17 protein-coding genes and 7 pseudogenes are annotated in these 21,940 nt (G+C 67.3%); 14 read left to right on the top strand and 10 right to left on the bottom strand.

The genetic code is table 11. The features are described 5' to 3' along the window. Window positions 1–18: 18 nt before the first annotated feature. Both ACZ6CL_RS19760 and ACZ6CL_RS19755 read right to left on the bottom strand, forming a co-directional pair. Window positions 19–1,359 (bottom strand): cation:dicarboxylate symporter family transporter, encoded by a 1,341-nt coding sequence (locus ACZ6CL_RS19760; protein ID WP_468937415.1) that lies wholly within the window; start codon window positions 1,357–1,359, stop codon window positions 19–21. 166 nt (window positions 1,360–1,525) lie between these two features. Then, window positions 1,526–2,692, bottom strand: a complete 1,167-nt coding sequence (locus ACZ6CL_RS19755) for a mandelate racemase/muconate lactonizing enzyme family protein (protein ID WP_468937414.1) — start codon at window positions 2,690–2,692, stop codon at window positions 1,526–1,528. A 107-nt stretch (window positions 2,693–2,799) separates the two neighbouring features. On the opposite strand from ACZ6CL_RS19755, the gene ACZ6CL_RS19750 reads away from it, so the two are divergent. Continuing rightward, window positions 2,800–3,510: a GntR family transcriptional regulator gene (locus tag ACZ6CL_RS19750; RefSeq protein WP_468937413.1), complete on the top strand. Its 711-nt coding sequence runs from the start codon at window positions 2,800–2,802 to the stop codon at window positions 3,508–3,510. A gap of 448 nt (window positions 3,511–3,958) precedes the next feature. After that, window positions 3,959–4,435: a hypothetical protein gene (locus ACZ6CL_RS19745; RefSeq protein WP_468937412.1), complete on the top strand. Its 477-nt coding sequence runs from the start codon at window positions 3,959–3,961 to the stop codon at window positions 4,433–4,435. A gap of 132 nt (window positions 4,436–4,567) precedes the next feature. Here the strand turns inward: ACZ6CL_RS19745 and ACZ6CL_RS19740 are convergent, their stop codons facing one another. Further along, the gene (locus ACZ6CL_RS19740) at window positions 4,568–5,578 is read right to left on the bottom strand and encodes a winged helix-turn-helix domain-containing protein (RefSeq protein ID WP_468937411.1); all 1,011 of its coding nucleotides are present in this window, start codon (window positions 5,576–5,578) and stop codon (window positions 4,568–4,570) included. 245 nt (window positions 5,579–5,823) lie between these two features. On the opposite strand from ACZ6CL_RS19740, the gene ACZ6CL_RS19735 reads away from it, so the two are divergent. Together ACZ6CL_RS19735 and ACZ6CL_RS19730 are read left to right on the top strand one after the other, a co-directional pair. Then, window positions 5,824–6,228: a hypothetical protein gene (locus ACZ6CL_RS19735; RefSeq protein ID WP_468937410.1), complete on the top strand. Its 405-nt coding sequence runs from the start codon at window positions 5,824–5,826 to the stop codon at window positions 6,226–6,228. Window positions 6,229–6,363: 135 nt separating this feature from the next. Then, on the top strand, window positions 6,364–6,624 hold the full coding sequence (locus ACZ6CL_RS19730; RefSeq protein ID WP_468937409.1) for a hypothetical protein: 261 nt from the start codon (window positions 6,364–6,366) through the stop codon (window positions 6,622–6,624). 460 nt (window positions 6,625–7,084) lie between these two features. Here ACZ6CL_RS19730 and ACZ6CL_RS19725 read toward each other — a convergent pair whose 3' ends face one another. Next, on the bottom strand, window positions 7,085–7,750 hold the full coding sequence (locus tag ACZ6CL_RS19725) for a transposase (RefSeq protein ID WP_468937641.1): 666 nt from the start codon (window positions 7,748–7,750) through the stop codon (window positions 7,085–7,087). 148 nt (window positions 7,751–7,898) lie between these two features. After that, window positions 7,899–8,045, bottom strand: a pseudogene (locus ACZ6CL_RS19720) (IS3 family transposase); the annotation flags it as partial. Window positions 8,046–8,161: 116 nt separating this feature from the next. Here ACZ6CL_RS19720 and ACZ6CL_RS19715 point away from each other — a divergent pair. After that, window positions 8,162–9,112: a hypothetical protein gene (locus tag ACZ6CL_RS19715; protein ID WP_468937408.1), complete on the top strand. Its 951-nt coding sequence runs from the start codon at window positions 8,162–8,164 to the stop codon at window positions 9,110–9,112. Between the two features lie 1,288 nt (window positions 9,113–10,400). Beyond that, window positions 10,401–10,831: pseudogene (locus tag ACZ6CL_RS19710) on the top strand (integrase core domain-containing protein); the annotation flags it as partial. 585 nt (window positions 10,832–11,416) lie between these two features. Here ACZ6CL_RS19710 and ACZ6CL_RS19705 read toward each other — a convergent pair. Both ACZ6CL_RS19705 and ACZ6CL_RS19700 read right to left on the bottom strand, forming a co-directional pair. Beyond that, a complete protein-coding gene (locus tag ACZ6CL_RS19705; protein WP_468937407.1) occupies window positions 11,417–12,325 on the bottom strand; it encodes a hypothetical protein in 909 nt (302 codons plus the stop codon). Between the two features lie 105 nt (window positions 12,326–12,430). Next, window positions 12,431–13,276, bottom strand: a complete 846-nt coding sequence (locus ACZ6CL_RS19700) for a class I SAM-dependent methyltransferase (protein ID WP_468937406.1) — start codon at window positions 13,274–13,276, stop codon at window positions 12,431–12,433. A gap of 137 nt (window positions 13,277–13,413) precedes the next feature. On the opposite strand from ACZ6CL_RS19700, the pseudogene ACZ6CL_RS19695 reads away from it, so the two are divergent. Then, window positions 13,414–13,995, top strand: a pseudogene (locus ACZ6CL_RS19695) (TetR/AcrR family transcriptional regulator); the annotation flags it as partial. A 124-nt stretch (window positions 13,996–14,119) separates the two neighbouring features. On the opposite strand, the pseudogene ACZ6CL_RS19690 reads toward ACZ6CL_RS19695, so the two are convergent. After that, a pseudogene (locus ACZ6CL_RS19690) lies at window positions 14,120–15,366 on the bottom strand (IS256 family transposase). On the opposite strand from ACZ6CL_RS19690, the pseudogene ACZ6CL_RS19685 reads away from it, so the two are divergent. From ACZ6CL_RS19685 to ACZ6CL_RS19670, 4 genes and pseudogenes are all read left to right on the top strand, one after another. Then, window positions 15,319–15,765, top strand: a pseudogene (locus ACZ6CL_RS19685) (NF041680 family putative transposase); the annotation flags it as partial. The pseudogenes ACZ6CL_RS19690 and ACZ6CL_RS19685 overlap by 48 nt on opposite strands. Before the next feature lie 32 nt (window positions 15,766–15,797). Continuing rightward, entirely contained in the window at window positions 15,798–16,040 is a 243-nt protein-coding gene (locus ACZ6CL_RS19680) for a hypothetical protein (protein ID WP_468937405.1), read from the top strand. 35 nt (window positions 16,041–16,075) lie between these two features. Beyond that, window positions 16,076–17,329 (top strand): IS256 family transposase, encoded by a 1,254-nt coding sequence (locus ACZ6CL_RS19675; protein ID WP_468937404.1) that lies wholly within the window; start codon window positions 16,076–16,078, stop codon window positions 17,327–17,329. 42 nt (window positions 17,330–17,371) lie between these two features. Next, window positions 17,372–18,355 carry a GNAT family N-acetyltransferase gene (locus ACZ6CL_RS19670; RefSeq protein ID WP_468937403.1) on the top strand — a complete coding sequence of 328 codons (984 nt, stop codon included), beginning with the start codon at window positions 17,372–17,374 and terminating at the stop codon, window positions 18,353–18,355. 179 nt (window positions 18,356–18,534) lie between these two features. Here the strand turns inward: ACZ6CL_RS19670 and ACZ6CL_RS19665 are convergent, their stop codons facing one another. Then, on the bottom strand, window positions 18,535–19,566 hold the full coding sequence (locus ACZ6CL_RS19665) for a DUF4331 family protein (RefSeq protein WP_468937402.1): 1,032 nt from the start codon (window positions 19,564–19,566) through the stop codon (window positions 18,535–18,537). Window positions 19,567–19,746: 180 nt separating this feature from the next. On the opposite strand from ACZ6CL_RS19665, the pseudogene ACZ6CL_RS19660 reads away from it, so the two are divergent. From ACZ6CL_RS19660 to ACZ6CL_RS19650, 3 genes and pseudogenes are all read left to right on the top strand, one after another. Further along, a pseudogene (locus tag ACZ6CL_RS19660) lies at window positions 19,747–19,902 on the top strand (inorganic phosphate transporter); the annotation flags it as partial. 459 nt (window positions 19,903–20,361) lie between these two features. Beyond that, on the top strand, window positions 20,362–20,757 hold the full coding sequence (locus ACZ6CL_RS19655) for a MerR family transcriptional regulator (RefSeq protein ID WP_468937401.1): 396 nt from the start codon (window positions 20,362–20,364) through the stop codon (window positions 20,755–20,757). Between the two features lie 106 nt (window positions 20,758–20,863). After that, entirely contained in the window at window positions 20,864–21,787 is a 924-nt protein-coding gene (locus ACZ6CL_RS19650) for an NADP-dependent oxidoreductase (RefSeq protein ID WP_468937400.1), read from the top strand. A 27-nt stretch (window positions 21,788–21,814) separates the two neighbouring features. Here the strand turns inward: ACZ6CL_RS19650 and ACZ6CL_RS19645 are convergent. Then, window positions 21,815–21,940, bottom strand: a pseudogene (locus tag ACZ6CL_RS19645) (IS481 family transposase); the annotation flags it as partial.

The raw sequence follows: 21,940 nt of genomic DNA, 5'->3' as shown, positions 1-21,940 counted from the left end.
CGTTGCCAACGGGCACGGCTACTTGTCGGCGCCGACCTTGGCGGTGTCCAACTCGGCCTGCGGCGGCGTGGTGGTGCGGGAGTGCAGGACCTTGCGGGCCTGTTCGGTGTCGAAGTCGTTCTCCCACTTGCCGATCACGATCGTGGCGACGGCGTTGCCGAGGACGTTGATGAACACGCGGCCCTCGTTGAGGATGCGGTCGATTCCGACGATCAGGGAGAGGGCGGCGAGCGGGATGTGGCCGACCGCGGTGACGGTGCTGGCGAGGACGATGAACGCGCCGCCCGCAATCCCGGCGGTGCCCTTGCTGGTGAGCATCATGACGCCGACCATGATCAGCTGCTGCTGCCAGGACAGGTCGATGCCCATGGCCTGGGCCAGGAAGAGGGAGGCCATCGTGAGGTAGACCGCGGAGCCGTCCAGGTTGAAGGAGAACCCGGAGGGGATGACGATGCCGACCACGGGTCGGCCGATGCCGAGGATCTCCAGTTTGCGCACCAGCTGGGGCAGGACGGCCTCGCTGGAACAGGTGCTCAGGGCGACGAGCAGTTCGGCCTTGAGGAAGCGCATCAGGCCGAACAGGCTCAGGCGGCAGGCCCGCATGATGGCGCCGAGGACGACCAGGACGTAGATGATGCAGGTCGCGGTAAAGAGGATGATGAGGTAGGCGAGCTGTTTGAGGCTCTCGGCGCCGTACGTGGCGACCACGGTGGCCAGGGCGCCGAAGGTACCCAAGGGCGCGAGCCGCATCACCCAGCCCACGATGCGGAAGACGACGTCCGACAGCGCCTTGATGCCGCGGGTCAGCGGTGCCCCTTCTTCGCCGGCCATGTTCAGGGCCGCACCGAAGACGATCGAGACCATCAGCGCGGCCAGGATCGCATCCCCGGTGATCGCGCCCAGCAGGGATGCGGGGATGAGGGAGGAGATGAAGCCGGTGAAGGTGGCGTGCTCGGTGTCAGACTTGGGCACGTCGTCGGCGTTCAGTGACGAGGGGTCGACGTGCAGGCCGGAGCCGGGCTGGAAGATGTTGGCGACGACCAGCCCGATCAGCATGGACACCAGGGACAGCACCAGGAAGTAGCCGATCGCCTTCACACCGATCCGGCCCGCCTTGCGCAGGTTGTCCATGGAAGCGATGCCGGTGGTGACCACGCAGAAGACGACCGGGACCACGATCATCTTGACCAGTGCGATGAACCAGTCGTTGAGCGGCTTCAGGTCCTCACCCAGCCCGGGCGCGAGGATGCCGACGGCGATGCCGAGGACGGCGGCCAGTACGACCTGGAACCACAGCTCCCGTATGAGACGGCTCAGCCGTGACCGCTGCGGCCGGCCGGCGGTGGTGGTGCTTGTCATCGTTGGTGCTCCCTTGCACGACGATCGTGTATAGCCCTGTCCCGTGGGGGGTGCAGGGGACGCGACGCGGCTCGCGCGCCCCCGATCTCATGTGTGGCGCCCGTATCCGGCGGCGCAGGCCGACGGCGCCCGCCCGGTGGCGGGCGCGTCTGCGGTGGGGTGGCGGTCAGCTGTGCAGGGCGCGCAGCACCTTGTAGAAGGCGGCCTTGCTCTCGAAGCCGATGCCGGGGGTGTCGGTCAGACCGACGCGGCTCTTCTCGACGACGGCGTCGTCGGCGAATCCGCCGGTGGGCTGGAACTCGCCCGGGTAGGACTCGTTGCCGCCGAGCTTGAGGGCGGCTGCGATGTGCAGGGAGAACTGGTGCCCGCCGTGCGGGATGCAGCGCCTCGATGACCAGCCGTGCTGACGGAGCATGTCCTGGATGCGCAGGTACTCCACCAGACCGTAGGAGAGCGCGGGGTCGACCTGGATGGTGTCGCGGTCGGGGCGCAGGCCGCCGTAGCGGATCAGGTTGCGGGCGTCCTGGAGGGAGAAGAGGTTCTCGCCCGTGGCGATGGAGCCGGCGTAGTGCTCGGCGACGGTGGCGTTGAGGTGGTAGTCGAGCGGATCGCCGATCTCCTCGTACCAGAACAGTCCGTAGGGCTCGATGGCCCGCCCGTACTCCAGGGCCGTGTTGAGGTCGAAGCGGCCGTTGACGTCGACGGCCAGCCGGGAGCCGTCGCCGTCCAGGACGTCGATGACGGCCTCGATACGGCGCAGGTCCTCCGCCAGGTCAGCGCCGCCGATCTTCATCTTGACGACGTCGTAGCCCAGGTCGAGGAAGTTGCGCATCTCGTCCTGAAGGTCGGTGAGGGTCTTGCCAGGGGCGTAGTAGCCGCCGGCGGCGTAGACGAAGACGGAGTCGTCGGGCTGCCCGTCGCCGTAGCGCTCGGACAGATACCGGTACAGCGGCTTGCCCTCGATCTTGGAGGCCAGGTCGAACAGGGCCATGTCCACCACACCGACCGCGACCGAGCGCTCGCCGTGCCCGCCGGGCTTCTCGTTACGCATCATCACGTCCCACGCCTTGGCGTGGTCCAGGCCGCCCTGCTCATCGAGCAGGCTGCCGGGCTCGGCCTCGAGGAGGCGGGGCAGGACCCGGCGGCGCAGGATCTCGCCGGCGCTGTAGCGGCCGTTGGAGTTGAAGCCATAGCCCACCACGGGCTTGCCGTCCCGGATGACGTCGCTCTCGATCGCCACGATCGAACAGTCCATGGAGCTGAAGTCGATCCAGGCGTTGCGGATCGAGGAGCTGATCGGAACGACGCCCTCGTAGACGTTGGTGATCTTCACTGCGGGGCCTTTCTCATATCTTATAAGATGCGACGTGTTAGAGTGGGCTGGTCCGAGGCGGGATGTCAAGGGGTGGGGAACCTCCGGAAAGGAATGGTCAGGGGGCCATGGCAGGACAGAACCTGTTCTTCAGCAAGAGCGACCTCGCCTACGCAGAACTCCGCGATCGGATCCTCGTCGGCACTCTTCCTGCCGGGTCACGGCTCGCCCAGTACGACCTCGCCGAGTCCCTCAACATGAGCATCACGCCCCTGCGCGAGGCCATCCGCCGCCTCAGCAGCGAGGGACTCGTCACCGTCGACACCCACCGCGACGTCCGGGTCTCCGTCATGAACTCGAACGAGGCCCGCCAGCTTTTCGAAGTCCGCCTGTCCCTGGACCCGACCGCCGCCGAACTTGCCGCCCAGCGACGGACCGACGACGACATCGCCACGATGCAGGCCGCCGTCGACAAGCTCCTCCCCGTCACCCGCCAATGGGGGGAAGAGGCACTGACGGCCCACCGCGCCTTCCACCAGGCGCTGTACCGGGCCTCGCACAACGACGTCCTCATCCGTCTCCTGGACGACCTGTGGGACAAGTCCGATCGCTACCGGCGCCTCGGCCTCGAACTCCCGCCCGGTGACGAACCCCGCACCCGGGATCTACAGGAACACCACCAACTTGTTTCCCTCATCACGGACGGCCGCGCCGCCGAAGCCGCCCAGCTGATGCGAGGCCACATCACCCACAGCCTCACCGCCACCGCCATCAGCGCCCTCGAAGACCGCGAGGGCATGCGGGCAGGCCAGTCCGTGGGCAGACCGGCGAGCCGGTGATCACCCGACCGACAAGAGCCGGGGCCACGAAGGCTCCCGGGTTCTGCACGTACCAGTCGACGGCCTTGCCGGCCGTGTCCTGACGCCGACCCGCTGTACATCGTCCTCACCCGGGTCCCGCTGTACTGACCGTCCCTGACAGCGAGGCGGCGCTGAACAGACTCACACCCGCCCGCGCGTGCGGCGAGGGTTCAGGCACCTCCGTACGAAGACCGGCTCCCCAGCCGGTGGACCCAAACCAACGCGTCCCGGTCCCGGGCGGCCACTCGGCTCGAAGAACCGCCACCCGGCCATCCGTCACGATGTGGGCCGGGTCCTCGCCACGGGCGAGGCCTATACTCGCCCGTCCCACCACAAGAGAGGGACGAAGCCTCGGAGAACTGCACAAAGCAGCAGCTCAGAGCACAGGTGAGACGTCGGCAGGGCTTCTCCTCGCAGAATGAGCCGCATGGCCGTAGACGAGGACACAGCGTTCACACTGCCGCGAGGCGCCACGGGCTTCTTCCAGCCGAAGGACGGGCCGCTACCGGAAACCGACCAGCGGACGTTTCGGGCAGCGCTGTATGCAGCCGCCCGGGCGGCCAAAGGCCATGTGGGCGAGACAGAGGAACAGACGTACCCCCGTACGTTTCACACCGCGACGGTCATCGAGGGCACAGGCGAGTGCGTCATCCTGTGTCACGCCTACCACCCGTGGATCGCATTCGCTCAGGAACGCCGGGACTGGTACACCGAGGAGTTCCTCGCACCACCACCGTGGGCCCATGCCTTTGCCGACCTGGGGTTTGTCGTGCTTGATCGCGCGCAGCTCACTCTGCCGCTCTCGGACATCGACACCTCGGTCCTAACCCAAGGCGAGCAGCGCGAAGTTCGCTTCTACGGCATCACCACATTGGGCGGAGTGCTCTTCAACGCATGGGACTGACGTCCAAGCAAGACCCCGACGCTGGACGATAAATGTCAAGGTGAGTACCTGTTTCTGAACGTCCAGCTCACGCACTGTAAAGGGGCGGAACCAGCCGAGAGTGCGCCGTTCGCGAAATGTGCGGCGCAGTTCTCAAGCGGTGGTGTTGAGGAGGCTGGTGCCCAGCGGGGTCGTGGTGTGGAGGGCGGTGTTGTGGTGGCGGACGGTGGTGGTCAGCCCGGCGGTGCGTAGAACGGTTGCGTGCTGGCTGGCGCTGGCCGGGGAGATGCCGGCATGGCGGGCGAGTTCGGTGGTGGTGCAGCCGGGATGATGGGCGATGGTCCACAGCACGATGGCCCGGGTGTGGCCCAGGAGCGCGGTCAGGGAGTTGGGGACGGTGCTGAGGAGCCGTGCGGTCTCCGTAGGAGCCAGAGCGAGATCTGTGTCGTTACGGCGGATGGGATAGGTCAGATACGGCTGGGGTTCGGCGCTCACGCCCAGTACAGGGGATTCGACCCCGAAGACCGATGGAATCAGCAGCAGGCCGCGGCCGGAGAGATGAATGTCGTCGTCCGCACCGTCGGCCATGGCGAGTTCCAGAACAGGCGGCTTCCACTTGATGTGGCGGGGGTTGAGTCCGGACAGCAAGGTATGGAGTCCGCCGTGGGCGGTCTGACGTCTGCGCAGCGCTTGGTCCGCGGCGCTGAGAGCATCGATGCGCTGCTGGTAGGGAGCGATGACGTGCTGGTGCACGTGGGCTGCGACATCGGTCAACTCCAGCAGCAGCTCTTTGTCACTGCCGAGCGACTGCGTCCAGGCCGGCACCGGCCGCTGATGGTCGCGGCCGGCCCAGACCTCCATGTCCTTCCGGACCCGGGCAGCAGGCATAGCGCGGATCTGATCCATCACCTCTCCGATGTCCTCGGCCGCCGGGAGGCCGAGGAAACCCACCGACCAGCCCGTTGACGGGATCAGATCGAACAACTGCTGCACCTTTGGGGGCAGGCGCCGCAACGATTCCCGCCTCCAGGGCCCGAACCGGGTCGGATGACTGCGTTCCTGCAGTTGCCGCAGTGCGATGTTCAGCTCAAGAAATGGACGGGGTGCCTCCGCGCAACGGGTGCGGGCCATGTCCTCGGTGGTGAAGTGGATGCGTACCGGCATGGCACAGAGCATGTCCAGGATGTCGTTATTCGGGCTAGGTCAAATCACGTCGACGCTCGATCAGCCGCCCAGCCATCCTGGCCAACATCCCACCGGATCGAAAACAAGCACTAACAGTCCTTGGCCACGACGTCCTCGCTAAGCGCTGAGTTGTTGGCACAGGACACGGAAGTCATCTTTGCCCAGCAGCACGTATATCGGCTCAGGGGCGAAGCGCGGAATCTCTGACTGAAAGGATCTTTGCAATGTCCCGACTGTCCCGCTTAGTCAAGTCCACCGGCATTGTGGGAGCAGCAGGTGTACTCACCCTGCTCGGCACCGGCGTCGCGCACGCAGTCGGCGTCAGCGCGTCAGCGCCGGACGCCAGGTTCACCGGTTCCTACTACATCACCAACACCGCAGTGAAGATCAACGGCACTCTGCAGGACTTCGGTGCCTTCTCGGGGGGCGCTGGCGTCTACGTCAACGTCCATTCAACCGAAGGAGACATCAACTGGACAGCCGTTGAAGTGAACAACCGTGGCAAGACGACGATCGGGACCCGGTACGCCTACTACGGTGGCACCTTCCTCTCCGCCAAGATCACCGCCTGCTCCTACGCAAGCGGCGGCGCATGGAAGTGCGGAACGCCGGTCGCGATCTACAAGTAAACGCACCCGCCCCGGTGACGGATCCAGCGGCGGCGCGCCAAATTGGCGCGCCGCTCTGCGGCGCCCTTGGACACCACGCCAGCGTAGGACTCAAGACAACTCAGATCAGGGGATCAGAAACACGCGCTGACGCACGTGCCCCCTACCGCCACAGGCGCCAGGGAGGCCCTGTTCGACGCCGGGTACCGCGACGTGAGGGTGCGGCTGGCGGATGGCGAGCAGAGCTGGCCGGAGAACGCGCCGTACGACCGGCTGGTGGCCACGGCCTCGGTGACGAAATTCCCGTGGGCGTGGGTGGAGCAGGTACAGCCGTCGTGGACGATGGTCGAGCCGAGGGCCGGTTCGTGGGCGCGGTCACCTTCATGTCTGTGCGGGGGCAGCGGCGGCGGCCGCTGATCTCGGAGGTGTTCGGTCCCGGGGCGTGGGAAGAGAGCCGGGAGTCGAAGACCGACCTGGACGTCTCGCTGCTGGCCGACCCGCACGCGGAGTTCGCCGTCAGTCTGCGGCTCGCGGGCGTTGCGCATGGCCGCAAGACGGTGGGCACTGGTGGTGCAGTCGCGACTCCAGAGCGTACGCCGCGGACGACACCATGTACCAGTGGGGGCCGCGGAACCTCGCCCATGAGACGGCCGCACCACTCACTTGGTGGGCAGGCGCAGGGCGGCGGAGCTGTTCGACTTCGGGCTGACGGTCACGCTGGAGGGCCACCAGGCGTGGCTGGGTGATCCGTCGGAGTCGTGGCCGCTGGCTGCCGCGTAGACCAGGTACGCCGTCCCGGGCCCAGGGCCATCCGTTTGGACTGGCCACGGGTGCGTGCGCCCCTGCCTCCGGCCCTGGGGATCAATCAAACCGTGGTTCATGGTCCGGCTATAGCCGTCGGTAGGGCGCTGACACGGTTCCCGTACTTGCGGCGTGCTTGCGCTGTGCCGGAGTGGCTGGGGTGCCCTGGGTGCCAGGATCGCTGGCTCACCGCAGGCCGAACAGCGCTCAACCGGTTCGTCGGGCTGAGGTTCCCCCGCTGCGCGGGTGTGGCCGATGAGCTGGTCAGGGCGGGTTGACGTGGTCTCAGGTTCAATGGTTCGGCCGCTACCTGGTCGGCGTAGTGCTTCTCCTCGAACTCGACCGGGCTGAGGTAGCCGAGCCGTTTCTGGATGCGGCGGGGGTTGGAGAAGCCGTCGATGTATTCGAAGAGCGCGAGGTTCGCCTCGGCCCTGGTCGCGAAGGTGCGGCGGCGGATGCACTCGGTTTTGATCAGTATCCACAGGTTCTCCGCCAGGGCGTTGTCGAACGAGTCGCCGACCGAGCCCATGGATGCCTGGATTCCTGCTCTGACCAGGCGTGTCGTGAGCTTGATGGATGTGTATTGCGTGCCGTGGTCGGCATGGTGGACGAGCTCGCCGGGGGCGACCTCGCGGCTGGTGAGGGCATACTCCAGCGACGACAGGACCAGGTCGGCGTCTGCGTGGGCGGAGGTCTCCCAGGCCACGACCCTGCGGGAGAACGCGTCCCGGATGGCCGACAGCCAGTGGTCCCTCTCTGGTGGGGATCATGGTCAGGTCAGTGACCCACAATCGGTTCGGCGCGGGTGCCGTGAAGTCGCGTTGCACCAGGTCAGGAGCGAGGTCGGCGTCCGGGTCGCGGCGGGTGAAGCCCTTGTCTCTGCGGGGGCTGATCCCGGCCAGGCCGGCTTGGCGCATGAGCCGTTCGACTCGCTTCCTGCCGACCTGGATGCCCTCACGCCTGAGGATGGCGTGCACGCGTGGTGAGCCGTAGATGCCGCCGGAGTCCTGGTGGACCTGGCGGATCCTGCCGGTCAGTTCGGTGTCCTGGCGGCGTCGTTCGCACGGCTCCTTCTCGGCGCGTCGCCAGCGGTAGTAGGTGGAGGAAGGGGGATGGAAAGTTCCCGGAGTACGGGCTCGACCCCCAGGTGCGGGTGCTCGTCGATGAGCGCGGTCACCTGGGTCGGGCCGGGGCGAGCTGGGCCGCGAAAAAAGCCGAGGCCGCCTCTCTGCAAGCAGCTCTTTACGACCCGCTCGACCAGGTGCGCGCGGCGCTGGCCACGCTGGAAGAGCACCTCCGGTACCGCACCGCGACCGGAGGCGACGTACAACCCAAGGTGTCGCGGAAGCGTCCCTTGGATGACCGGTTGGGTGCGCGAGGAGGGGCTATGCGTTGGAGCGACTGGACCAGAGGCCGACGGGCGGTGGTGGCTGCGAGCGCGGCTCTGGCGGCGGCGGTGGTGGGTGTGGCGGGGAGCCTGTACCTGGGCGATGGCGACGACGACGGCTATCACGGCTGCCGAGGCGCCGATGCCAACTACGACGCCGTCTATCCCGACTATCCAGCACAGGATGCGCAGGACTGGGTGTCGTTCGGCGACCACATGACCGTCTTCCACATCAGGGAAGGCAGCGAGAAGCAGGCACGCGATGGCGGCGAACGCAGTGCAGAGATCGTCGTCGACAAGGTGCTGTACAGCAGGGACCACGCGAGGAAGCTGCCGGACCGCTTCCGTGCAGAGCTATGGCAGGTCCCGTGCGTCCCGTGGATCAAGGCCGGTCACACCTACCTGGGCCTGATGGTATTCGACAGCGTAAAAGATGAACCGCCCTCGTGGCGGCCTGTGCACAGCGGAGGTGTGCTGCCCTACGACCACGAGTCCATCGGCAGCGGCGAGATCGCGGGAAAGGAAGGCGAGATGCCCTATGAGGACCTGTCGCCGTTCGGGCTCTCCAAACAGATGCATGGCGAACACGCTCTGACGCTGCAGAGCCTCCTCATGAAAACCGAACCGTACGCGGAGGCGGCGAAGCACCCGGACCTATCACCGGGCGAGCGGTACAAGCGGGTACGCGAAGGCCAGGAAGCGGGACGCGACGATTGAGGCCCCGGTGCGAGTGCCCCGCTTGTCCGCAGGCCGACCTCGCCGCAGTCCGCAGGCTGAACGGGAGCGGGGCGAGGGCCGCCCAAGAACCAACCCTGCGACAAGGGACGAAGCGATGACATTGCATTCCGATGTGGCCGAGTTGCTGGCGGGGCCGGCATCCTCGACGTGGACATCGACGATGCCGTCGCGGACGAGCACGTCCGATCGTCCGCGTACCAACGCGTCGTCTCGGTAACCGCTTCCTCGCGGAGCCGCGACCGAGACCGCGCGATTGTGGCCACGATCCTGCGGGCCCCCTGAAGGGTGTCTTTATTGCCGTACCGTGATTGACCTGGGGCTTTGTGATCGCCCGAGTATGGGCATGATCAGTGATCGTGGGTCTGCGACTGCTTTACCTGATCTTCTGCCGACTACTGGGTTGCCTCCTTGTGCTGGGCCGATCGACCGCCGCGAACAACGCCGAGATCCTTGCCCTTCGTCATGAGGTCGCTGTGCTTCGTCGGCAGGTCCAGCGGCAGCGGCTCTCATGGGCTGATCGTGCCGTGCTCTCTGCTCTCGCGCGGCACCTGCCCTCCGCCTTGCGCCGTCATCGGCTGATCACCCCGGGGACGCTGCTGGCCTGGCACCGTCGTCTGGTGCGTAAGAAGTGGCGGCAGGCACCCGCCAGGCCCGGCCGGCCACCGATACCGGAAGAGGCAGTCGCGCTCATCCAGCGCCTGGCGCGAGAGAACCCCACCTGGGGATACGTCAGAATCCAAGGCGAACCGCGACGGCTCGGTCATCGGGTCGCCGCCGCCACCATCCGGCGCGTCCTGCGCCGCTCCGGCCTGCCGCCCGCACCGCAGCGAGCATCCCAGCAGACCTGGCCCTCATCTCCGTTCACAGGCCCACACGCTGCTCGCCTGCGATTTCATGCACGTGGGGACCGTCTTCCTCCGACGTCTCTATGTCTTCGTCGTTATGGAGATCGCCACCCGGCGCGTTCACGTCCTGGGCGTCACCGCCCACCCGACCGGCGCATGGGTCACCCAACTCGCCCGCACCTGCTCATGGACCTCGGCGACAGGGCCAGGGGCTCCGGTTCCTCATCCGGGACCGGGACAGCAAGTTCACCGCCGCATTCGACGCCGTCTTCGCCGGCAACGGCACAGGGGTCATCCCGACCCCGCCGCAAAGCCCACGGTCAAACGCATTCGCCGAAGGATGGATTCGCACAGCCCGCGCAGAATGCACCGACCGCCTCACCATCCACAGGAAACGCCCAGCTCAGCAGCTTGATCGGAATATTGACACCCTTCAGGTCCTGCCACACCGGGACGCAGCCAAGAACGCGGGATTGCTCGTGCTGCGGCACCAGAACGGGGTGCTGGGCATACAGCTCACGAGGCCGACGCCCTACGGACATGCGGACTGGTTGTGGTTCGCAGCGCTGTCCTCGCTGATCCCCCGGCTCCGGTGGGCGCAGGTGTTCCCGGTGACCCCCGCGGCGCTGTTGGCATGGCACCGCAGGCTGATCGCCCGGAAGTGGGGCTACAGCAAGCGACGGCGGGTGCGGTGAAGGCCCTGGTGCTGCGGCTCGCCAGGGAGAATCCGCGTTGGGGCTGTCGACGAACTCAGGGCGAACTGGTCCGGCTCGGACACCCGGCCGGCTCGACGACGGTCTGGGAAATCCTTACCGTGGTGGGCATCGATCCCGCGTCTACCGCCGGTGACCCAGGTCAACCACCGTACGGCGATAAAGACACCCTTCAGCCCCACACGTGTCCGTGCCGGTTCGCTCCTCCTGAGCTGGCGCTGGCACCCTGCCCGGCTCAGCCGAGGCGGCCGAACTCACCGGCCCGATGCCGCACCTGCCCAGAGCGATGGCAGCCGAGCATCGCTGGACCCGCTGTCCCATGAGGTTGTCGTTCCAGAGGGTCCGGGCGTCGTCCCTGGTTGATCGAGCTCACGGCTACTCCTTGCTGTTGCGGACCTTGCTGACGCTGCGCAGTTGGTGCTCCAGGCCGCGCTGGCCAGCGGTGGTGGCGGCTCGGGCGAGTGTCGCTTCCCCCTCACTGACGGGTCGCCGGGTATCACGAAGGCATCGACGCTGCTCCTTCTCCGACTCGCCGGATGGCAAGGACGAGTCGTTCACAGCAGTGCCCTGTCCGCCCGCACCGGCCGCCCGGGACGGCTCGCGGACCTGACCTCGGCGCCGGTTGCCGCACCTACCTGTGCGGCACAGGTGGGGCATGCGCTACATCGAACCCAAACCCTTCATCCGCGTAGTGATCCGCGAGCATCTGCCGTAGCCTGGCGGCGTCAACTCCGACTTGGGGACGAAGAGATTCCGCCCAACCCCTTGTAAAGAACGGGTTGACCAGTGCGGGCATCGAGCAGGACTCGGTCGTCCACAGGTCGGGCTAGTTCCACCGTCACCTGCTGCAAGCTCGCCTGTTTGCTGCAGGTGCCGCCGTCTCCGTGCTCCTTGACGGTGGCCGACAGCACGACACTGCCGCGCGTTTCCAACGCGTCCACCTTGGAGTCGTCGTCGCAGACCCTGTGGAGGGCCAATACGACCACCGAACGCCCGTCAGCGGCGACCCTCACCAGCCGGTTAAGCGGATACCCAGGAATGCCCCGAGCGGCCTTGATCGGCGCAGGGGGAAATTTCGACGGGACGGCCGCTGCCTGCTTCAGGGGGGTGGCATAGCCGTCCAGGGTGAAGAGCCAGGCCGGGACCGTTGCCGGTCCGCGGCTGGTGGCCACCGTCATCTCGCCCAGCTTCACCTTGGTCACGGTGAGATGCGGTTCTCCACCGGAGCGGGTGCCGGTCAGGGTCTGGTACAACTCGTCGGCACCCACCAGCGGCCGGGTGACTGAGTCGCCCCCGGCCCACGTCACCTGGCCGTCCTTCGGCGCGAGGTTGGGCAACTCGCCGCTCAGGAAGAAGTTCTGGGCTCTATAAGCCTGTTTATCAGCCTGGCCGCGCAGGCCGCCGCGCGGCAGCTGGACCTCTTCCCCCATGGGGTAGTAGCCAGCCCGCCACGCGGCAGCCGCGGTCGACCCGTCCCAGGCCGCAGCAACCTGCCGGGCACGGTCTGCGAGTACATCCGTGTCACCGCCGGCAGCTACCTTCTGGCTGCCGCAACCGCCGAGGGCCACCAGACCGAGAGCGGACAAGGCAACCCCGGAACGCAGACTGACCGAGCGTGATGCCCCAATGCGCATGTGTACTCCCCAACGACCAAAACGTGAGCAATTGTCAAGAGTTGTGGATCGCGACCGTTGCGGCGGAGTGGAGGTTGCGTGGATGGCCGCGGCAGCTGAGCACGATCATGCTGGGTGGTTTGTGGTGACCAGCCAGGCGGTGCTGCGCAGCTGGACCGTGCCGTTCTCCTCGTGGTCGCGCAGGTGGTCCGTGAGTGCCTCGCGTGCGCGGTCCTGGGTCTCCTGGGATACCTGACCGGTCAGGTGGCGTCCGGGGCCGGTGTCCAGGAGGAACGCCGCCGCGTCCTCGGCGTTTCGCCCCCAGTTTCCGTACGCCTCCACCTGCCGCGGAGTGACGTTCGTGAACCCGGCTTCGGACAGCACCGCGCGGATGCGGTCCGGATCCGCCAGGGAGAACATCCCCGGAAGTCCCGGTGCTCCGAAGTCTCCGACGGGCAGGTAGTCCCGCAGTGCCGCCATGGCCTGCACCCACTCGTTGAGCCCGGAGTCCGCGGCGCAGATGAACGCCAAACGGCCGCCGGGGCGCAGGGCGAGGCCGATATTGGCGAACGCGGCGACAGGGTCGGCGAAGAACATCACCCCGTAGCGGCTGATCGCCGCGTCGAAAGTGCCGGGTTCGAAGGAGTGGACCTGGGCGTCTGCGTGGTCGAACGCCACATTGTCGATGGCCTCCCGCGCCGCGGTCGCTCGAGCGCGCTCGAGCATGGGGGCCGACAAGTCGATGCCGAGAACCTGCCCTTGGGCTGCTTGGCGTGCGGCGAGCCGTGCCGTCTGCCCGGATCCGCATCCGACATCGAGTACACGGTCGTGTTCGCCGATCGCGGCGGCGGTGAGCAGTGGTTGGTTGAAGCCTGCGTTCACAGCGTCCCAGCGGTCCTGATTGCGGGCCCAGTACGTGCCTTCGTAGCCGTTCCATGCCTGGGCCTGCTCGGTGTTGACGACGTTGCGCATCGGGTGCCTCCTGCTGGGCTGCCGGGTCGGCGAGCTTATGATGGGCGTGCGCCCAAACAGTATGGGCGCACGCCCATACTGGCAATCCCCCAGGGTCTGCCAGGGGCGGACCGCGACATCACATCGGGAGAGGCCTCATGTCACCGCGTGGAGTGGCGATGCCCGACGTCCGGGAGCGGCTGTTCGCTGCCGCGGAGCGCGTGTTGGCGCGGGAGGGTCCTGGTGGCCTGACCAGCAGGGAAATCACCGGCGAGGCGGGCTGCGCCAAGGGGTTGCTGCACGCTCATTTCGCCGGGCTGGACGAGTTCGTCGCCGATCTGTGCCTGGACAGGTTCGCGCGCACCGCGCGGCAGGCCGAGGAACTCCCCGGGCGAGCGGGCGAGGACACAGTGGCAGGCAACCTCGGCAGCGTCGCGCTCGCACTGTTCGACTCCGGCGGTCCGACGATCGCCGGTCTGGCGATGACGCGCCCTGCCGCCTCCCTCCGGATACGCCAGGCACTGGAGGCCGGGGCACCGGGCTTCTCGGCAATCCAGGAAGCGATCGCGGAATACCTGGATGCCGAACAGCGCCTCGGCCGCCTCGCGGCAGGCGCCGACACGACTGCGGTCGCACTCGCCGTGGTCGGAACCGTCCATCACCTCCTGATGACCAGCTGGTCCGGTGCGCCGGAGCCCCGGGAACAGGTGGAGAGATTGGTAGGCATGCTCGCGGGCGGCGTTGGGGTTGTCTCTGGCGATCTCTCGATCGGGGAGATCGGGGAGATCGGGGAGATCGGGGAGATCGGGGAGATCGGGGAGATCGGGGAGTAACTGCCAAGTGCGGTGGAACGGTTGAACCTGGTCACGCTGCCAGGGCCTCGGGGCACTCGACCAGCTGGCCGCGTTCGAAGCGGGCTCCGGCCCGGACGAGGGCGACGAGGTGGGGTGCGTTGACCGCGCGGCAGCGGGCCTGGGCGGACTCGACCAGCTTGAACACCATGCCCAGCGCGGCGGCTCGGCTGCCAGCGCCCTTAGTGACCTTCGTCCGCAGCCGACGGTCGCGAGGGTCGACTCGATCGGGTTGGTGGTCCGCAGGTGGATCCAGTGCTCGGCGGGGAAGTCGTAGAAGGCCAGCAGCTCGGCCTCGTCACCGACGACCTTCTTGACGGCCTTGGGGAACTTCGCGCCGTACTGCCGGGCGAACGTCTTGATCGCCTTGGCGGCGTGCTCCTTGTCCTCGGCGTTGTAGATGTCCTGCAGGGCCTTCTTCGCCGCGGGCTGTGCGGACTTGGGGAGGCTGTCGAGGACGTTCGCGGTTTTGTGCACCCAGCACCTTTGGTGGCGGGTTTCGGGGAAGACCTCGCTGAGCGCGTTCCAGAACCCAAGCGCGCCGTCACCGACCGCGAGGAGGGGGGCGCGCATGCCGCGCCGGGCACAGTCCCGCAACAGGCTTGCCCAGGACTCGGTCGATTCGCGGTAGCCGTCGCTCATCGCGATCAGCTCCTTGGCGCCGTCGGCCCGCACTCCCATCACCACCAGGACGGAGGCTTTCGCCTCGTCCAGACGGACACGCAGGTGGATGCCGTCCGCCCACACATACACGTAGTCGGTGGACGACAGGTCGCGCTCGCCGAACGCCTTGTGGTCGGCCTGCCACTGCTGCGTGAGACGGGTCACGGTGGCCGGGGAGAGGCCAGCGGAGCTGCCGAGGAACTGCTCGAGTGCGGGCACAAAGTCGCTGGAGGACAGGCCGTGCAGGTAGAGCAGGGGCAAGACCTCGCTGATCTTCGGGGACTTGCGGCACCACGCGGGAAGGATCGCCGAGGAGAACCGCCTGCGCTCGCCGGTGGCCTCGTCGACGCGCTTGTCGTTGACGCGCGGGGCCTTGACCTCGACGACTCCGGCGACGGTGGTGACCTTGCGCGGCTGGTGGTGGCCGTTGCGGACCACGAGCCGGCGCCCGTACTCGTCCTTCTCCCGCGCCAACTCGGCTATGCAGGCGTCAACTTCGGCCTCCAGCGCGGCGGCCAGCATCCGCCGCGCGCCCTCCCGGACGATCTCGTCAATCGCTGCTGGCAGTCCTTCCTCCGTCGCTTCGACATCGAGCACACGTTTCGCTTGTTCAAGCAGACCCTCGGCTGGACCAGGCCCCGGCTTCGCAGCCCGGAAGCGGCCGACCGGTGGACCTGGCTGGCGATCGCCGCCTATGCCCAGCTCCGGTTCGCTCGACCGCTGGCCACCGACCTCCGACGCCCCTGGGAGAGACCCGCTCTGCCGAACAAGCTCACACCCGCCCGCGTCCGCAGAGGGTTCAGAAACCTCTACACAAAGACCGGCTCGCCGACCGGTGCACCGAAACCCTCTCGTCCCGGCCCCGGCCGACCGCTCGGCTCGAAGAACCGCTATCCGGCTATCCGTCATGATGTGGGACGCGTCCTCGCCACGGGCGAGGCATACAGCCGTCCCACCCACCACAAGGTCGGCACCGAACCCCGCAGAACAGGCTGACGAGCGACACAGAGGACCAGCACACTGAGCGCATGCGCTACGAGGAGAGAGCCAAGCTCACGGCTGTGAAAACCCTGATTCCGCTGGCCATCCTCGTCGCCTCACCAGTACTGCTGATAGCAGGAGCACCGATCCGCCGCCGCTATCTCCGCTACGTCTACCGCGATGAGGCCCCGCAGATCCTGGACAGAGCAATGCTCATGACCTGTGGATCGGCCTCGGGTTGGACCGAAGGGCGCACCTTCCCGAGTGATCGACTTCTGGTCATCGAGTAGGCCGACGTTGCACCGTCGGTTGGGAAGGCACGCCCGTGCTAAGCGTAGTGAATGCCGTTGGAACGACCGAGACCGGCTCTCTGATCGACGACATCGTCCGCGAGGGCGCGAGGCGGATGCTGGCCGCCGCTCTGGAGGCTGAAGTCAACTCCTACATAGCCGAGTTGGCCGACCAGCAAGACGAGAGTGGGCGCCGCCTGGTGGTCCGCAACGGCTATCACCAGCCCAGGAAGGTCGCGACCGCGGCCGGGGTGATCGAGGTGAAGGCCCCACGCATCAACGACAAGCGCATCAACGAGGCAACCGGCGACCGCAAGCGGTTCTCCTCGGTGATCCTGCCGCCGTGGTGCCGCAAGTCCCCGAAGATCAGCGAGGTGCTGCCGCTCCTCTACCTCCACGGCCTGTCCAGCGGGGACTTCGTGCCCGCGCTTGAGCAGTTCCTCGGCTCCTCGGCCGGCCTGTCCCCGGCCACCGTCACCCGGCTGACCGCCCAGTGGCAGGCCGACCACAAGGCGTTCAGCGAGCGCGACCTGTCCGCCACGGACTACGTCTACGTCTGGGCCGACGGTATCCACCTACGCATACGGCTAGAGGAGGCGAAGGCCGCGGTCCTGGTCGTCATGGGCGTGCGCGCGGACGGAACCAAGGAGCTGATCGCGATGGCCGACGGCTACCGCGAGTCCTCGGAGTCCTGGGCGAGCCTGCTGCGGGACTGCCAGCGGCGCGGCATGCGCGCTCCCGTCCTCGCCGTCGGCGACGGAGCCCTGGGCTTCTGGAACGCGTTGAACGAGGTCTTCCCCGAAACCCGCCACCAAAGGTGCTGGGTTCGCAAAACGGCCAACTGCCTCTACAGCCTCCCGAAGTCAGCTCAGCCCGCGGCAAAGAAGGCCATCCAGGACATCTACAACGCCGAGGACAGGGAGCACGCGGCCGCCGCGGTCAAGGCGTTCGCCAAGCAGTACGGCGCGAAGTTCTCCAAGGCCGTCAAGAAGATCGTCGATGACGAGGATGAGCTGCTGGCGTTCTACGACTTCCCCGCCGAGCACTGGATCCACCTGCGGACAAGCAACCCCATCGAGTCGACCTTCGCGACCGTCCGTCTGCGGACCAAGGTCACCAAGGGCGCCGGATCCCGGGCCACCGCCCTGGCGATGGTCTTCAAGCTCGTCGAGTCCGCCCAGGCCCGCTGGCGAGCCGTGAATGCACCCCACCTCGTTGCCCTCGTCCGCGCTGGGGCCCGCTTTGAACGCGGCCAGCTCGTTGAACGGCCGCAGACGACCGCGGCGTGAATAGGGTGGCGGACCTGCCTCGAAGTTCGAGAACATCCGGTCATGTTGGATGGCACGGCAGGAAAGGACCTTCCGGTCGGCTTCGGGTTCCGGCCGTATCGCGGCGACGAAGACCACGGCGCCATGGCCGCGGTGCGGCTGGGGTGTGTTGAACGGGACCGGGTCGATGTCCATTCGGTAGTGGAAGGGCTCCCGACGGCGGCCGAGATCGCCGAAGCTTCTGCCAAGTTGGACGAGCCGTCGAAGAACCAGATCCTGGTGGTGCTCGGCGGGAGCGTCGTCGGCTACTCGACGATCCGGTGGTGGCAAGAGCGGGACGATACGTGGCTGTACCTGCACCGCGGCTACCTCTTGCCCGAGCATCGCGGCCAGGGCATCGGCTCAGCCATGCTGAGCTGGGCCGAAGAGCGGATCCGCCAACTCGTCAAACAGCATGGAACGGCGCGGACGGCAGTGATCGGCGCGAACGCCATGGCCTCCGAGCAGGACGCCACGGCACTTCTGGGCGCAGCCGACTACCGACGTGTCTTCAGCCTGGTCGAGCTGGAGCTGGGCGATCTGCGGCAGGTGCCCGAGCCGGGCGGCGAACTGCCAGCCGGGATACGGACCGGGCCGATCGGGACAAGCCACTACCGTGCAGCCTGGAGGACGGTCGTCGATTCGTACGCGGACACCGGCTTCACTCAGAGATGGCCTTTCCAGGACTTCGTCGACACCGCCGACCCGGCATGCTGGAGGGCTGCCTGGAACGGGCAGGACATGGTCGGCGTCGCCCTCTGCTCCATCCGCCGTCACGACCACACCGTGGGCGAGGTGGAAGAGCTGAGTGTCCGGACGGACCAGCGACGCCTCGGAATCGGCCGGGTCCTGCTGCTGGACGGGCTGCGAAGCCTTCGCGAGCAGGGTGCAACGTCCGCTCGGCTGTTCACGGGCACGGCAAATCCGCACCGGTCCTACGACCTTTACGAGAGTGTGGGGTTCCGGCGGCGGAACGAGTACGTCCGCTACCGCAAGCCGCTTGCTTGATCGACCGGCCATTGGGCTGTCGGGTCAGTCCACAGGATTTGACAATGCCTCTCCTGGACAAGAAGCGAGGTTGGGTCAGCGCCCACTACTTCGTGGTCACCGACCCACTCCTGCAGTGGCTCTGCTGGCCCACAGAATCACTCGCCCGTCTCATCGAGCGCCGAGGTTAAACGGCAAGCTCAGTCCGCGAGGTGTACGTACGGGAAGGTGGTGGTCGGCTTCGCCGGGACCGCGTTGTGGTCGAGGCCGATACCGCATGCGGTGTTGGTGGCGAGCGAGAACATCACCTCGGGCGCGTTATCGGTGAGGGAGCGGCCGTTCCAGCCGGCGAAGCCGAACACCGCGGGGGTGCCGATCGTGTACGGCAGGACGTTGGGGCAGATCCGTTCGGCGACGGTCTTGCCGTAGGCGTGGGGGTCCTGCGTGCCGCCTTGGGCGACGACGGCGGCGATCATGTCGGTCACGGACTTGCCGTAGTGCTGGAGGTCGTCGGCGGGCCGGGTGGTGTTGAGCCGGTCGCCCAGCGTCTCGTCGTGCTGGGTGAAGAGAGGGTGGATCATGGGGAGCCCTGCGCGGTTGATGGGGCGCCATCCGCCCGAGTCGGTGGCGAGGGTGGTGAGGCCCCACACTCCGATGTTCCGCCGGCCGGAGGTGGCGGAGAGCAGTTCGCCGTCGGGGATCTCCAGAACCGTCGTGTACACCTTGTTGTCCGCGAAGAGGTTCTGCGCGCGGCTGGGGTCCCAATGGGAGAGGTCGGGTTTGGTGCCGCCCGTGAAGGCGTTGCCGATGGCCTCCAGCACACCGGGTTCGATCCAGAACGGGTCGTGGGCCTTTCCTGCCCACAGCCGCAGGCCGCCTTGGCCGGTCACCTCGTCGCCGGTGGCGCCCTCGGCGAGTAGCGTGCCGTCTGCCGCGGGCTCGGCGGCCTGGGCGCCGGTGAGGCGGTGCAGCCGCAGTTGCTGTCGGCCCGAGGCGTCGGGGGCGCCGTACGTGAGACGGTAGGTGAGGTCCTCGACCGCGTCGCCGTCGCTGTCGATTTTGAACTCGTAACGCGCCTCGGGGTGGAAGCCCTTGCGAGCGTCGTCGCCGGCCGCGGAGGGACAGATGTCCATGACGAAGACGGTGCCGGTCTCCCCACGGAAGACGTACAGGTCGGTGATGTCCAGGCGGACGTCCTGGCGGGCGAGGGGTGAGTCGAGATGATGCGACATGCGCACAGTCAAGCGTCGCGTTCGGGCACGTGCCGATGGGCACGCCGCCCTCCCCGCACGGTCACCCGCACAGCCGTGTATTCCCGACCGGGCCGATTCCCACCACCTGCGCGCGTGCTCCTTGTACTTCCTTTGCCACGCGTTCGCCGGGCATTGGCCTGGGCTTGTTTGCATACAGGAATGGACCACATCACCTTCCTGGTGGCGGTCGTCATCGTCACGGCGCTCGCCTTCGACTTCACCAACGGATTCCACGACACGGCGAACGCGGTGGCGACCTCCATCGCCACCGGCGCGCTCACGCCGAGAACGGCGGTTCTGGTGAGCGGAGTTCTCGGGGCGCCCCGCGCGGTCAGACACGCGTACAGCTCCGACCGGAAGTGGGACACTTCCGCGAACGCATCCCGCAGGATGCCCTGATGTACCAAACTCACGACCACGGCCTTCGCGCTGATCCACTCTGTGACGGAGCACAGGATCAGACGAAGGCCGCCTACGTGTCCGCTGAACTACGAAAAGGCCGACCAAGTTCGAGCCACGTTCGACGCCGGACCATAAATGACAAGGTGAGTGCCTGTTCCGAATCCTCCGGGGGGATTCTTCGCAAGTCAGGATTCGAACAAGGCCGGTTTGAGGGCGGGTGTCGGCGTACTGAGAAAAGTGCTCAGGCGTGTACAGACGAACGTGCTCAGTCGTGGGACCGGGACGACAACCCTGCGGCCGTGGCGGTGTCCGTGGGTGCCCATCGCTCGCCGGCGGTCTGAACCTGGAGCACGCGAGCGTAGGCTTTGAGGAATGCGGATCGGCGAGCTGCCCAAGCGCACGGGCGTGAGTCCGCGCTCATTGCGATACTACGAAGAGCAGGGCCTGCTGACTAGTTCACGCTCCGATACCGGGCAGCGTCACTATTCCGCTGCGGCGGTCCAGCGCGTGTCGCTTATTCGACAGCTGTTCGACGCGGGTATGTCCAGCCGGGTGATCGCGACTGTGCTGCCATGTGTGGACGTCCCGGGTGACTTGGGCGTCGCCGAGGAGACGTTCACGGCGATGATGCGCGAGCGCGACCGGATCGACGCCGGCATCGCCCACCTGATCGAGACCCGGAATGCACTTGACCTGCTGATCAGGGCCAACAGTCGGCACCGGGCGGAGCTGTCCACGGGCGCGGAACCGGTGGCGCGGTCGGCCTGACGCTGTGATCTGCATCTCAGCCGATTGCCCCTGACATCAATGTCAGAGGTGAGGATGGCGACAACGCCCGGAATGACCGGGTCGGTCACACGAGAGGCGGCGGAAGATGGGGCAGGCGTGGGGTTTCGGCAGGTATGGCGGGCCCGAGGTGCAGGAGTTCTTCGATCGTCCCGATCCCGTACCCGGTCGCGGTGAGGTGCTGATCCGGGTCGACGTCGCCGGGGTGAATCCGCTCGACCACCTTCTGCGCTCGGGTCTGGTCGACGGGCTCGACGGCGGGCGTCCGTTTCCCCGCGTGCTGGGCATGGAGGCAGCCGGAACCGTTCTCGCCCTGGGCGAGGACATCGACGGGCTCGAGGTGGGTGACGCGGTCTTCGGCTTCGCACTCACCGGTGGCGGCACCTACGCCGAGACGACGGTGCTGTCCGCGCCGAACACCGCGCGCATCCCGGAGGGGCTGTCCGCGACCGTGGCGGCAACTCTGCCAGTGGCCGGGACGACCGCGGTGGACGTGCTCGACCAGCTCGGTCTCCCGGCCGGTGCCACGGTCCTGGTCAACGGGGTCGGGGGCGGGGTCGGCCTCGCCGTCGCCCGGCTGGCCATCGGGCGCGAGCTGCGTGTGATCGGCGCCGGGAGTACCGCCAAACGCGAGCACGCCGAGGCCATCGGGGTGCGGTTCATCGACTACACCGCCGAGGACGTCGCCGCCGCGGCACGCGAGCTAGTTCCGGACGGCTTCGACGGGATCGTCGACCTGGCCGGAGGCACCTCGCTGCGGACGGTCGCTCCGTTGGCCCGGCATCCCCGCCAGGTCATCGCTGTGGGTGATATGTCCGTTCCCGATCTCGGTGGGCGTTTCGTCGAGCGTCGCCTCGACCGGGAGAACCTGGAGCGGTCGGCCCGGCTGGCCCTCGACGGAGCCCTCGCACCCGTGATCACCGCGGTCCATCCGCTCTCCGACGCCCCGGCCGCCCTCGCCACCGTCGAGAACGGCCACACTGCGGGCAAGGTTGTCATCAAGGTGGCATGAGAAGTGCCCGGCCGCCCGGCACCGTCGACGGTCCACGTCGATGTGGACCAGCTCGCCCGGTTGGGAGCGTTCGTAGCGGCGGACGGGTTCGCCGGTGGCCCGGTCCAGCGTGGCCAGGGGTGGCAGGCCGTGGCGTTGGAGGATGCGGTGGGC

The organism is Streptomyces sp. NPDC041200 (assembly GCF_055591805.1).
This window is presented reverse-complemented; position numbering and strand designations above follow the sequence as displayed.

What these genes read in the sequence shown, in the direction of transcription:
- ACZ6CL_RS19760 (WP_468937415.1), bottom strand. Translation starts at nt 1,359, where the DNA reads ATGACAAGCACCACCACCGCCGGCCGGCCGCAGCGGTCACGGCTGAGC.
- ACZ6CL_RS19750 (WP_468937413.1), top strand. Translation starts at nt 2,800, where the DNA reads ATGGCAGGACAGAACCTGTTCTTCAGCAAGAGCGACCTCGCCTACGCA.
- ACZ6CL_RS19745 (WP_468937412.1), top strand. Translation starts at nt 3,959, where the DNA reads ATGGCCGTAGACGAGGACACAGCGTTCACACTGCCGCGAGGCGCCACG.
- ACZ6CL_RS19740 (WP_468937411.1), bottom strand. Translation starts at nt 5,578, where the DNA reads ATGCCGGTACGCATCCACTTCACCACCGAGGACATGGCCCGCACCCGT.
- ACZ6CL_RS19735 (WP_468937410.1), top strand. Translation starts at nt 5,824, where the DNA reads ATGTCCCGACTGTCCCGCTTAGTCAAGTCCACCGGCATTGTGGGAGCA.
- ACZ6CL_RS19705 (WP_468937407.1), bottom strand. Translation starts at nt 12,325, where the DNA reads ATGCGCATTGGGGCATCACGCTCGGTCAGTCTGCGTTCCGGGGTTGCC.
- ACZ6CL_RS19700 (WP_468937406.1), bottom strand. Translation starts at nt 13,276, where the DNA reads ATGCGCAACGTCGTCAACACCGAGCAGGCCCAGGCATGGAACGGCTAC.
- ACZ6CL_RS19680 (WP_468937405.1), top strand. Translation starts at nt 15,798, where the DNA reads ATGCGCTACGAGGAGAGAGCCAAGCTCACGGCTGTGAAAACCCTGATT.
- ACZ6CL_RS19670 (WP_468937403.1), top strand. Translation starts at nt 17,372, where the DNA reads ATGTTGGATGGCACGGCAGGAAAGGACCTTCCGGTCGGCTTCGGGTTC.
- ACZ6CL_RS19665 (WP_468937402.1), bottom strand. Translation starts at nt 19,566, where the DNA reads ATGTCGCATCATCTCGACTCACCCCTCGCCCGCCAGGACGTCCGCCTG.
- ACZ6CL_RS19655 (WP_468937401.1), top strand. Translation starts at nt 20,362, where the DNA reads ATGCGGATCGGCGAGCTGCCCAAGCGCACGGGCGTGAGTCCGCGCTCA.
- ACZ6CL_RS19650 (WP_468937400.1), top strand. Translation starts at nt 20,864, where the DNA reads ATGGGGCAGGCGTGGGGTTTCGGCAGGTATGGCGGGCCCGAGGTGCAG.